Source organism: Vibrio ishigakensis (assembly GCF_024347675.1).
Taxonomy (GTDB): domain Bacteria; phylum Pseudomonadota; class Gammaproteobacteria; order Enterobacterales; family Vibrionaceae; genus Vibrio; species Vibrio ishigakensis.
In genome coordinates, this window is the sequence record NZ_AP024881.1 from 390793 (window position 1) to 403334 (window position 12542).

General features: G+C 47.9%; 10 protein-coding genes. All 10 read left to right on the plus strand.

The features are described 5' to 3' along the window. The 10 genes from murE to ftsZ all read left to right on the plus strand — a co-directional run bounded on the left by murE (window position 1) and on the right by ftsZ (window position 12463). The gene (gene murE, locus Pcarn_RS01925) at window positions 1-1488 is read left to right on the plus strand and encodes a UDP-N-acetylmuramoyl-L-alanyl-D-glutamate--2,6-diaminopimelate ligase (protein WP_261834723.1); all 1488 of its coding nucleotides are present in this window, start codon (window positions 1-3) and stop codon (window positions 1486-1488) included. Beyond that, the gene (locus Pcarn_RS01930) at window positions 1485-2846 is read left to right on the plus strand and encodes a UDP-N-acetylmuramoyl-tripeptide--D-alanyl-D-alanine ligase (RefSeq protein ID WP_261834724.1); all 1362 of its coding nucleotides are present in this window, start codon (window positions 1485-1487) and stop codon (window positions 2844-2846) included. Before murE ends, Pcarn_RS01930 begins: the two co-directional genes overlap by 4 nt. Beyond that, on the plus strand, window positions 2843-3925 hold the full coding sequence (mraY, locus tag Pcarn_RS01935) for a phospho-N-acetylmuramoyl-pentapeptide-transferase (RefSeq protein ID WP_261834725.1): 1083 nt from the start codon (window positions 2843-2845) through the stop codon (window positions 3923-3925). Before Pcarn_RS01930 ends, mraY begins: the two co-directional genes overlap by 4 nt. Window positions 3926-3928: 3 nt before the next feature. After that, window positions 3929-5254, plus strand: a complete 1326-nt coding sequence (murD, locus tag Pcarn_RS01940) for a UDP-N-acetylmuramoyl-L-alanine--D-glutamate ligase (protein WP_261834726.1) — start codon at window positions 3929-3931, stop codon at window positions 5252-5254. 9 nt (window positions 5255-5263) lie between these two features. Continuing rightward, the gene (gene ftsW / locus Pcarn_RS01945) at window positions 5264-6544 is read left to right on the plus strand and encodes a cell division protein FtsW (RefSeq protein WP_261834727.1); all 1281 of its coding nucleotides are present in this window, start codon (window positions 5264-5266) and stop codon (window positions 6542-6544) included. Beyond that, a complete protein-coding gene (murG, locus tag Pcarn_RS01950) occupies window positions 6531-7592 on the plus strand; it encodes an undecaprenyldiphospho-muramoylpentapeptide beta-N-acetylglucosaminyltransferase (RefSeq protein WP_261834728.1) in 1062 nt (353 codons plus the stop codon). The genes ftsW and murG overlap by 14 nt, the downstream gene beginning before the upstream one ends. 14 nt (window positions 7593-7606) lie before the next feature. Further along, on the plus strand, window positions 7607-9067 hold the full coding sequence (murC, locus tag Pcarn_RS01955; RefSeq protein ID WP_261834729.1) for a UDP-N-acetylmuramate--L-alanine ligase: 1461 nt from the start codon (window positions 7607-7609) through the stop codon (window positions 9065-9067). Window positions 9068-9191: 124 nt separating this feature from the next. Further along, the gene (locus Pcarn_RS01960; RefSeq protein ID WP_261834730.1) at window positions 9192-9989 is read left to right on the plus strand and encodes a cell division protein FtsQ/DivIB; all 798 of its coding nucleotides are present in this window, start codon (window positions 9192-9194) and stop codon (window positions 9987-9989) included. After that, window positions 9970-11235 carry a cell division protein FtsA gene (gene ftsA, locus Pcarn_RS01965; protein WP_261834731.1) on the plus strand — a complete coding sequence of 422 codons (1266 nt, stop codon included), beginning with the start codon at window positions 9970-9972 and terminating at the stop codon, window positions 11233-11235. The genes Pcarn_RS01960 and ftsA overlap by 20 nt, the downstream gene beginning before the upstream one ends. Before the next feature lie 31 nt (window positions 11236-11266). Further along, on the plus strand, window positions 11267-12463 hold the full coding sequence (ftsZ, locus tag Pcarn_RS01970; RefSeq protein WP_261834732.1) for a cell division protein FtsZ: 1197 nt from the start codon (window positions 11267-11269) through the stop codon (window positions 12461-12463). Window positions 12464-12542 lie beyond the last annotated feature (79 nt).

The window sequence follows — 12542 nt, forward strand, 5'->3', positions numbered from 1 at the left end:
ATGCACGCGAACTGCACCCTAGCTTATCTACTTGAACCTTGGCTCAAATCCGTTGATGACAAGATAGCCAATATCTCTATCTCCGAGCTCGAGTTGGACAGTCGAGCCATCTCGGAGGGCACGACCTTTGTTGCTGTGAAAGGCCACACGGTCGATGGTCGAAAGTTTATTTCAGGTGCGATAGAAAGCGGGGCTAATGCAGTCATAGCCGAAAGCGATGAAGACTATCCTCACGGCACCCTATTGTGGATAGAGAATACTCCGGTTATCTATCTAGACTCTCTTGGCAGTCGTTTATCAGCTCTAGCAGGCCGCCTCTATCCAAGTGATGGCCTCGAGCTTATTGCGGTTACAGGCACTAACGGCAAGACCACCATTACTCAGTTAATAGCCCAGTGGCTCGATAAGGTGAACCTGCCGACCGCGGTAATGGGCACAACCGGTAATGGCTTTCTTGATGATCTGCAGGTAGCTAAGAATACCACGGGTAGCGCAGTCGAGATCCGTAAGATATTGAGTGGGTTAGCCAGTAAAGGCGCTAAGTATACCGCTCTAGAAACCTCTTCCCATGGGTTGGTTCAGCACCGCATCAAGGCACTGAATTTTGTTGCGGGTGTGTTTACTAATCTAAGCCGTGATCACTTGGATTACCACGGCTCTATGGCTGAATACGCCAAGGCGAAACTGAGTTTGTTTACTGAACACGATTGCCAACATAAGGTGATCAACGCCGATGATAGCGTGGGGCAGGAGTGGATTGAGATCTTGCCAGATGCGATTGCGGTTTCTCTGATTGCTAAGCCACAAACCAAACAGTTTATGTTTGCCTCCAACGTTCGCTACTCAGAACAGGGCATCGAGATCGAGTATCAAAGCCATTGGGGTGAAGGCAGACTACATGCTCCGCTAATCGGAGAGTTTAATGCCAGCAATCTACTACTTGCTTTTGCTACCTTGCTAGCCCTTGGTGCGGACAGAAAATCTCTGGAGAAAACCGCTACCGAACTTAATCCTGTAATTGGCCGGATGGAACTCTTTCAAACTGCTGACAAGGCTAAGATAGTCGTTGACTATGCTCATACTCCAGATGCTCTAGAAAAAGCGTTGTGCGCCTTGCGTGTTCACTGCGAAGGAAAACTCTGGGCCATATTTGGTTGTGGTGGTGATAGAGACAGAGGGAAGCGTCCTATGATGGCTGAGATTGGTGAAAAATTTGCTGACCAGATCATTCTGACTGACGATAACCCACGCAGCGAAGACCCTCAGCAGATCATACAAGACATGCTAAAAGGCGTGTCAGATCAAAAATATGTACAGGTCGAGCATGATAGATTTAGCGCCTTGTCCTATGCTGTTGAAAATGCCTCAACTAAAGACATTATCTTGATTGCAGGCAAGGGGCACGAGGACTATCAGATTATCGGAGATAAGACTATTCACTATTCAGACAGGGAGTCAGCGATGACTTTGTTGGAGAACGCCTCATGATTCGTTGCCAGCTTTCCGAACTAGTTGAGCCATTGAATGCCAAGCTAGTAGGTAACGATACCTCTATCACTTCAGTTTCCACCGATAGCCGAAATATCCAAGCAGAACAACTCTTTATCGCCCTTGTGGGCGATAAGTTTGATGCGCACAATTTTTGTGAGCAGGCTGCTGCTGACGGTGCAGCTGCTCTGCTGGTCGAGCGAGAGCTCCCAGTTAATGTGCCTCAGCTTATCGTCGAGGATACTCGCATTGCCCTAGGTCAATTAGGCGCTTGGGTATTTGCTAAGATGCAAATGCCAAAAGTGGCGATCACCGGAAGCTGTGGCAAGACCACGGTAAAAGAGATGGTAGCCTCTATTTTAGGCTTGCAAGGCGAGGTCCTTGCCACGTTAGGCAACTTTAATAACGACATCGGTGCACCTTTGACGCTATTGCGCGCTACTGAGCAACATGATTTTGCGGTTATTGAATTAGGCGCGAATCATGTTGGTGAGATCGATTACACGGTGAAACTGGTTCAGCCAGATATTGCTGTTGTGAATAATGTCGCCGCCGCACACCTTGAAGGATTTGGTTCTATCGATGGGGTTAAGCAGGCAAAAGGCGAGATATTTAACACCCTAAAACCTGAGGGTTTAGCTCTATACAACCTAGATAGCCAAGGCGGTGAAATGTGGCAGAAGAAGCTCTCTGCGACCCGCGTCCAAACCTTTGCATTAGAGAACTCTCAAGCCGAGTTTTACGCTGCAAAAATTGAAGTAGATGAAGACGGATGTGCCTTGTTCCATCTGCATTCGCCATTTGGTATGGCTGAAATAAAGCTGAATATTGTCGGCAAACATAATGTCGCCAATGCAGTAGCCTCTGCTGCAATTACCCTTAATATGGGCGTGCCTATGCCTCAAGTTATTGAGGGCCTACAGGCAATGCAGCAGGTTAAAGGCCGAGTTGCCGTTGAGCGACTTTCTCCGACAATTCGTCTTATTGATGATACCTATAACGCAAGCGTGCCAGCCATGAAAGCAGCCGCAGATCTGCTCTCTACCTTCTCCGGTAAGCGCTGGCTGGTATTGGGCTATATGGCTGAATTAGGTGAAGAAAGTGTTGAACTTCATCGTCAAGTCGGACAACATGCGGCTCAATTTTCGTTTGAGCATGTGCTGACTTATGGTGAAGACACTAAGGCTATCAGCGAAGAAACTGGTGGTATTCACTTTGAAGATCATCAGAGCATGCTCGAGTATGTCGAACAGAACATTTTATTAGACTCACAATCTCAACACACCTTGCTAGTGAAGGGTGCCAACAGCGCACAAATGGGCAAGGTAGCCGCTGCTTTGAAGGAGAAGCTTAAATGATTATCTGGCTAGCGGATTTAATTCAGCCATATTTCTCTTTTTTCCGTCTTTTTGACTACCTGTCTTTCCGCTCAATCATGAGTATTTTGACAGCGCTGGGTATCTCATTGTGGATGGGCCCAAGACTGATTGCTCGTCTACAGATGCTGCAGATCGGTCAGATTGTTCGTCATGACGGTCCTGAATCACACCTAAGCAAACACGGCACTCCGACCATGGGTGGCGTAATGATCTTGGCGGCTATTACCATTACTGTTTTGCTTTGGGCAAACCTTTCTAATCCATATATCTGGGCGGTGTTATTTGTATTGCTTGGCTATGGCGCTGTGGGTTTTGTGGACGACTATCGTAAGGTAGTTCGCAAGAACACCGATGGTCTGATTGCTCGCTGGAAATACTTCTGGCAGTCGACCATAGCTATAGTGGTAGCCTTTGCTCTATACGCTCATGGTAAAGATACCGCTGCAACTCAGCTTGTGGTGCCTTTCTTTAAAGAGATCATGCCTCAGCTAGGTCTGTTTTATGTGGTGCTTACCTACTTTGTGATTGTGGGTACCAGTAACGCGGTTAACCTGACTGATGGTCTAGACGGTCTAGCTATCATGCCGACTATCTTGGTGGCTGCGGGCTTTGCTGTGATCGCCTATGCGACAGGTAACGTGAACTTCGCTCAGTATCTACATATTCCATATATCCCTTACACCAGTGAGCTTGTGATCTTCTGTACCGCTATAGTAGGTGCAGGCCTTGGCTTCTTGTGGTTTAACACCTATCCAGCTCAGGTATTTATGGGCGATGTGGGCTCTCTAGCCCTAGGTGGTGTGCTTGGCACGATTGCAGTTCTTGTTCGCCAAGAGTTTGTGCTAGTGATCATGGGCGGTGTATTTGTAATGGAAACCCTATCGGTAATCCTACAGGTTGGTTCTTACAAACTGCGTGGCCAGCGCGTATTCCGTATGGCACCTATCCACCACCACTATGAGCTGAAAGGTTGGCCAGAGCCGCGCGTAATCGTACGTTTCTGGATCATCTCTATCGTATTGGTTCTTATCGGTCTTGCGACCCTGAAGGTGCGTTAATCCATGCAGGCTTGGCAAGGAATCCAAAAAGTAGTTGTGGTCGGTTTAGGAATAACCGGCCTTTCTGTTGTGCGCCACCTGCATAAGCTACCTCACTCGCTTTCCATTCAGGTTATCGATACCCGAGCCGAGCCACCGGGCGCGGACAAACTGCCGTCTGAAGTGCAATTGCATTCTGGTGGTTGGAATCAAGAGTGGCTCAACCAAGCCGATCTTATTGTGGCCAATCCTGGTATTGCTTTGGCAACTGCGCAGTTGCAACAAGCTATGCAGCTGGGCGTAAAGGTTGTCGGTGATATCGAGCTATTTGCTTGGGCAGTGGATAAGCCAGTTATTGCTATTACTGGTTCAAACGGCAAGAGCACGGTTACTGACCTCACTGGCGAGATGGCCAAAGCGCTGGATGTAAACGTTGGTGTGGGTGGCAATATTGGTGTTCCTGCTCTCGATCTTCTTGAGCAGGATGCTGATCTTTACGTGCTGGAGCTATCTAGTTTCCAGCTTGAGACTACCTCTAGCCTAAAACCAAAAGCGGCAACCTTCCTTAACCTGTCTGAAGATCATATGGATCGCTACACAGGTATGGAGGATTACCGTAAGGCTAAGCTGCGTATCTTTACTCATGCTGAACATGCCCTGGTAAATCTTGACGATAAAGCGACCTATCCAGATAACGAGCGAGCTGTTACTGAGTTTGGTATCAATAGCGGTGATTATCATCTTCAAGCACAAGACTCACGCATTTGGCTAACCAAGCAAGGTCACCCAATTATTGCTGGCGATGAGTTATCGATCGTTGGTCAGCACAATCAACTCAATGCGCTGGTGGCTATCGCACTTCTCGATTTGTCGGGCTTTGATGTGACCAATGCTCTCGATACCCTGAGACAATACCAAGGTCTGGCGCATCGCTGTCAGGTGGTAAATCGCCAACAGGGTGTGACTTGGGTGAATGACTCAAAGGCCACTAATGTGGCGAGCACCCTTGCCGCTATCAAGGGCCTGCAGATCCCAGGTAAGTTGTATCTACTGGTTGGTGGTGACGGTAAAGGGGCAGATTTCTCTGAGCTAAAACCTGCCCTGCAGCCACTTAATGTGCAACTATGTTGTTTCGGTGCAGATGGCGACAAGTTTATGCCGTTATCTGAAAACAGTGTTTACTTTAAGGATATGGCTGAAGCCATAGGCTCGATTCGACAGCAACTCAGCAGTGGTGATATGGTGATGCTTTCACCTGCGTGTGCCAGTTTTGATCAGTTTGCTAACTTTATGCAGCGTGGTGAGCGTTTTACTGAACTAGCACGTCAAGCTACCCCACACGAGCAATAAAAAACATATATGAAGTGGTTTTCTAGGTTCCATGGAAAGGAATCGTCCGATAAGTCAGATTCCCAATTACCCGCAACTGAAGTCGTAGAGCAGCAGAGCTTGCCTGTGCCTGAAGACGAGTCGCAACAAATTGAGACTCGCATGCCGGTTATGTATGACCGACAGTTGGTGTGGCTATCTCTTATCCTAATGCTAGTGGGATTGGTGATGGTGTCGTCGGCCTCTATACAAGCCAGCTATTCTCACTTCGAAGTGCCGTTTCACTATATGTTCAAGCATGCTGTGTATCTGTTTTTGGCGGTCAGTGTAATGGCATTTGTGGTGCATGTTCCCACCGAGCGGTGGATGAACTGGAGCACATTAATGCTGGCGGTCTGTATCTTAATGCTGTTTATGGTGCTGTTTGCTGGTAAGTCGGTAAACGGTGCTTCACGTTGGATTCCGCTAGGGCCAATAAACTTCCAGCCCGCTGAGCTTGCCAAGCTTTCTCTATTTATCTTTATGGCAAGTTATTTGGTGCGTAAGCAAGAAGAGGTTCGTAGCACCTTCTTCGGTGGCTTTATCAAACCCATTATTGTATTCGGTACCTTGGCTGTGTTGCTTCTAGGACAGCCAGACTTAGGTACAGTAGTTGTGATGCTAGTAACCATGTTTGGCATGCTGTTTATTGCAGGTGCCAAATTGTGGCAGTTCCTTGCGCTTGCTGGCATGGGGGTGCTGAGCATCGTTATCCTGATCGTCATTGAACCCTATCGTATGAAGCGTGTGACCTCTTTCCTTAATCCTTGGGAAGACCCGTTCGGTAGTGGTTACCAGCTAACGCAATCCTTGATGGCGTTTGGTCGTGGCGAGTGGATGGGACAAGGTCTGGGTAACTCGATTCAGAAGCTTGCTTACCTGCCAGAGGCACATACTGACTTTGTTTTTGCGGTGATCGGTGAAGAGCTGGGCTTTGTTGGCGTATGTGCCATCTTGCTACTGCTGTTTGCCTTGGTATTTAAAACCCTGTTTATCGGCAAACGCGCCTTTGAGGCTAAGCACATCTTTAGTGGTTACCTAGCGTTTGGCTTCGGTATCTGGTTTGCATTTCAGACAGTAGTAAACGTAGGGGCTGCTGCAGGTATGGTTCCCACCAAAGGTCTAACACTACCCCTGATCAGTTACGGTGGTTCGAGTCTGATTATCATGGCTATCGCCGTGGCGATAGTGATTCGAATCGACCATGAATATCGCGTTGATGAATACTTAGAATCCTTTAATACAGGTGAAGCGGATAATGACAAGAAATAAGCGTCTGTTGGTGATGGCCGGTGGTACCGGCGGTCATGTATTCCCAGGACTGGCAGTAGCGAAATATCTTCAACAGCAAGGTTGGGAGATTCGCTGGCTTGGCACAGCAGATCGTATGGAAGCGGAACTGGTACCTAAGCATGGTATCGAGATCGATTTCATCAAGGTCAAAGGTCTTCGCGGTCAAGGCTTGTCTAAGCTAGTCGCGGCTCCGTTTCAGATTTCGAACGCTATTCGTCAAGCAAAGCAGCATATCAAGAACTACCAACCAGACGTAGTGCTGGGTATGGGGGGCTATGTGAGTGGTCCAGGCGGTATTGCCGCTAAGATGTGTGGTATCCCTCTAGTTTTGCATGAGCAAAATGCGGTAGCGGGCTTAACCAATAGCTGGCTGGCTAAGGTTGCAAGTAAGGTTTTTCAAGCCTTTCCTGGTGCTTTCAAAGATACTGAGGTAGTGGGTAACCCAGTGCGCAGTAGTGTAGTTGATTTGCCAAGCCCTGAAGAGCGACTTGCCGAGCGAGAGGGTGATATCCGAATCTTGGTGATGGGAGGGAGCCAAGGGGCTCGAATCCTAAACCATACCCTGCCTGAAGTGGTAGGCAAGCTAGGTGCTGGATTTACCATTTGGCATCAAGTGGGCAAGAACAACTTCGACGATGTGAATCAAAGATATGTCGATGCTGGTGTTACAGATGCCAAGGTGACCGAGTTTATTGATGATGTAGATGACGCCTATGCTTGGGCAGATGTCATCGTATGTCGCTCAGGAGCGCTGACTGTTTCTGAAGTATCAGCAGCGGGTCTCGCCGCCATATTTATTCCTTATCCGCATAAGGACCGCCAACAAGCGTTAAATGCGGACTACTTGGTGGACGCAGGTGCGGCCAAGATGATTGAACAAAATGTACTTTCGGTAGATGCACTCCACGAGATGCTTGCAGACTTAGGACGTGAAGAGCTACTGCAGATGGCAATTGAGTCGCGAAAAGCTGCCAAAGTCAGCGCGGATAAAGTGGTAGCAGAAGCTATCCAAGCGCTAACAAAATAATAAAAGAGAACCCTATGGTAATTGAACATAAGCAGAACCTAGCGCAGATCCGCGCAATGATCCCTGAGATGCGCCGCGTACAACGCATCCACTTCGTTGGTATCGGTGGTGCCGGTATGAGTGGTATCGCTGAAGTGTTGCTAAACGAAGGCTACGCTATCTCAGGCTCAGACATTGCGCAGAACGCAGTTACTGAACGTCTGACTGAAAAAGGTGCAACCATCTTTATCGGTCACTCTGAAGCGAACATCGACGGCGCGAGCGTAGTAGTAGTCTCGACTGCCATTAACCGTGAAAACCCTGAACTGAGAGCCGCGCAAGATGCACGTATTCCAGTAGTTCGCCGCGCAGAGATGCTAGCTGAGCTGATGCGCTATCGCCACGGTATTGCGGTTGCGGGTACTCATGGTAAGACCACAACTACTGCTCTGGTTACTCAGATCTACTTTGAAGCAGGCCTAGATCCAACGTTTGTTAACGGTGGCCTGGTTAAAAGTGCCGGCACTAATGCTCGTCTAGGTTCGAGTCGTATCTTGATTGCTGAAGCGGATGAGAGTGATGCATCTTTCCTTCACCTTCAGCCTATGGTTGCCATAGTAACCAACATTGAAGCCGACCATATGGATACCTATGGTGGTGATTTTAATGTTCTAAAACAAACCTTTATCGATTTTCTGCATAAGCTACCGTTCTATGGTCAGGCGATCATGTGTGTGGACGATCCTGTAATTCGAGAGATGATCCCTGATATTAGCCGCCAAGTTATTACCTACGGCTTCTGTGAAGAAGCGGACGTGCGCATTACCAATTATCGCCAGCAAGGTCATCAGAGCCTGTTCACGGTAAAACGTAAGGGTAAAGCTGACCTTGATATCAAACTTAACCTTCCGGGTAAGCACAACGCCTTGAATGCATCTGCGGCTATTGCAGTAGCTAGTGAAGATGACATCTCAGATGAGGCAATCCTTGCGGCGCTATCCGCTACACAAGGTACTGGCCGTCGTTTCGAGCACTTAGGTGAGTTCGACACAGGCAACGGCAAGGTTATGCTGGTGGATGATTACGGTCATCACCCTAGTGAAGTGGATGTAACCATTGCTGCAGCTCGCGCTGGTTGGGAAGACAAACGACTTGTGATGATTTTCCAACCACACAGATACAGCCGAACTCGCGACCTATATGACGATTTCGCTAACGTACTGGATAAAGTCGATGTGCTCATCATGCTAGAGGTTTACTCTGCTGGTGAAACGCCTATCGCTGGTGCCGATGGTCGCTCACTATGTCGAACCATCCGCAGTCGTGGCAAGATTGATCCTGTGTTCGTTGCTGATAAAGAAGACCTGCCTAAAGTACTGTCAAACCTAATTAAAGAGGGCGACCTAGTACTTACTCAGGGTGCGGGTGACGTAGGTAAAGTTGCTAAAAGGTTGGAAAGTCTCGAACTTAACATTGAAGCCATGCAAAAAAGCTAATTTCTGAGAAGAATTGTCTTTTAATTGTATGGAAAGATGGTCTCAGGCAAGTATAATCATTTAAGTATTGCTTGCCTGAAACACTTAGTAGGCTGTTAAATAGGAAGTCGACGCTGTTAATAATATGGAATCAGTATTAAACGTCGAAACTGAGACGAATAGAGCTCAAAGATTCAAGTTTTCTTGGGTAGACCTCAGCTTTTTTATTGCTGTAGTGGTTGCAATCGCTCTCGGTATAAGTTCCACGGTAGCATGGATGCGAGATGGTGGACGGTTACCCCTCTCTCAGTTTGTTTTACAAGGTGACTTGGAATACGTACAAAGCTCTGACGTTCAGGGCGCACTTTCGCGTATCCTTCCACTTGGAACATTCATGACTCAAGACGTAGATGAACTGCAACAGGCGGTGGAATCTTTACCTTGGGTGGCGAATGCGTCAATTCGAAAGCAGTGGCCAAATACGGTGAAAGTGTTCGTGGTCGAACATCATCCTATGGCGGTGTGGAACGGAAACGCACTACTCGATGAAAACGCGGTAGTATTCCAGGCTGATGTTGGGGGACTGCATCAGCAAGACCAAGATATCGTGCGCCTATATGGACCGGAGAATTCCAGCCAAAAGGTGTTAGATACCTGGCATAAGATTACCCCCAAGATTCAAGCGTTAGGCCTAGAGATCACCTCTGTGGTGCTCAATGACAGGCAGGCGTGGCAATTGATTTTAGACAATGGCATCCGCCTGGAACTAGGAAAGGATGCATTGGACGAACGAATTGAGCGATTTGTTGAGCTTTACCAGCATATGGACGATAAGGTTCAACAGATCAGTTATATAGACTTACGTTACGACACCGGAGCCGCTATTGGCTGGTTGTCGGAACAGAAAGGGCAAGAGAGTAGTAATGACCAAGGGCATGGATGATAGTTTGATTGTCGGTCTGGATATAGGTACATCAACAGTGTCAGCACTGGTTGGTGAAATCCTTCCAGATGGTCAGATCAATATTATTGGGTCTGGCAGTAGTCCCTCTCGCGGAATGGACAAAGGCGGAGTGAATGACCTTGACTCCGTTATTAAGTCTGTGGAGCGCGCTGTCAACCAAGCAGAGTTGATGGCGGAGTGTAAGATAAGCAATGTGTTCTTATCTATCTCGGGTCAGCATATTACCAGCCGCATTGAAAAGGGTATGGGAGCCATCTCTGATGAGGAGGTTTCTCAAGAGGATATGGAACGCGCTATCCATACCGCTCGCTCAATCAAGATAGGTGAAGAAGAACGAATCCTTCACGTAATCCCACAAGAATTTAAGATCGATCACTTGGGTGGAATTAAGAATCCACTCGGGCTTTCTGGTGTGCGTATGGAAGTGAGTGTCCATATGATTTCATGCCATAACGATATGGCCCGTAACGTGATTAAAGCGGTTGAGCGTTGTGGCTTGACCGTCGAGCAATTGGTCTTCTCCGGTCTAGCGGCTAGCGATGCTGTGATCACCGAAGATGAGAAAGAATTAGGCGTATGTGTGGTGGATATCGGCGCAGGCACTATGGACGTAGCTCTATGGACTGGCGGCGCACTTCGTCACACAGAGGTATTCTCATACGCAGGTAATTCTGTAACTAGCGATATTGCATTTGCATTTGGTACACCTATTAATGACGCCGAAGAAATTAAGGTGAAATATGGCTGTGCTATGAGTGAGCTAGTGAGCAAAGATGACACAGTTAACGTTCCTAGCGTTGGGGGGCGTCCATCTCGCAGTTTGCAACGACAAACCTTATCGGAAGTTATAGAACCGCGTTATACTGAGCTTATGGGCTTGATCAATCAGGCGATTGAAAACGCACAAAATAAAATGAGAGAGAGTGGCGTTAAGCATCATCATATTGCAGCCGGCGTAGTGCTGACTGGTGGTGCCTCGCAAATCGAAGGTCTAGTCGAATGTGCTGAACGAGTGTTTGGCAATCAGGTCCGAATCGGAAAACCGACAGAAGTAAAAGGCCTGACCGACTATGTAAAAGAACCTTACCACTCCACGGCAGTTGGTTTATTGCATTATGGGAAAGACAGCCGCTTTAACGACGATGGCGAATATTCAGAGCCGAAACAGTCATCGTTTAGTGGTTTGTTCAGCAAAATGCGTAATTGGATACAAAAAGAATTTTAAGACCTGGGAAGTCAGGAAACGGAGATAGCACATGTTTGAACCGATGACAGAAATGAGTGATGAAGCGGTAATCAAAGTCGTTGGTGTTGGCGGCGGCGGTGGTAACGCTGTCGAGCATATGGTGCGTGAGTCAATTGAAGGTGTGGAATTCATCACCATCAATACAGACGCTCAAGCGCTACGTAAATCGACTGTGAATTCAGTAATTCAAATCGGTGGCGATATTACTAAAGGACTAGGTGCCGGCGCGAACCCTCAAGTTGGTCGTGATTCAGCCCTAGAAGATCGTGAAGCGATCAAAGAAGTACTAAATGGCGCAGACATGGTGTTTGTTGCTGCTGGTATGGGTGGCGGTACTGGTACAGGTGCAGCTCCAGTGATCGCAGAGATTGCAAAAGAGCTTGGCGTTCTAACCGTAGCGGTAGTAACTAAGCCATTTGGCTTCGAAGGCAAAAAACGCCTAGCGTTTGCAGAGCAAGGTATCGAGGAGTTGTCTAAGCACGTTGATTCTTTGATTACTATTCCAAACGAAAAGCTACTTAAGGTTTACGGCCGTAACGTAACCCTACTTGAAGCATTCGGCTATGCGAACGACGTTCTTAAGGACGCGGTTCAGGGTATCGCCGAGCTAATTACTCGCCCAGGTATGATCAACGTCGACTTCGCGGACGTTCGCACTGTAATGTCTGAAATGGGTCAAGCTATGATGGGTAGCGGTGTATCTACGGGTGAAGACCGTGCAGAAGAAGCAGCGGAAGCGGCTATCTCTCACTCTCTACTGGAAGATATCGATCTTGCTGGCGCGCGTGGTGTGCTTGTTAACATTACAGCCGGTATGGACATGCGTCTGGACGAGTTTGAAATCGTGGGTAACACGGTTAAGGCATTCGCATCTGACAATGCAACTGTAGTTATCGGTACCTCGCTAGACCCAGATATGTCTGACGAATTCCGCGTAACTGTAGTAGCAACCGGTATTGGTAACGAGAAGAAGCCTGAGATTACTCTAGTTTCTGGTACGGCTAAGCCAAAAGTTGCTCCAGCTCCAGTTGAGCCTAAGGTGGCTGCGGCGCCAGTACAGGAAGAGGTGAAGGTTCAAACAACACCTGCTCCGAAGAAGGCAGAGCCAGTAGCTCGTGGCGGTGCAGCTCAGCAACCAGCAAACGCAGGTCAGCCTGAGAGTGCATACCTAGATATTCCGGCATTTTTACGTAACCAAGCGGATTAAATTGCTCAATTTTTTGACAATGGTCAAAAAACTGGTAGGATGTGCGACCTGACTTAAGTTAGTCAGCCATTTTGTGTTA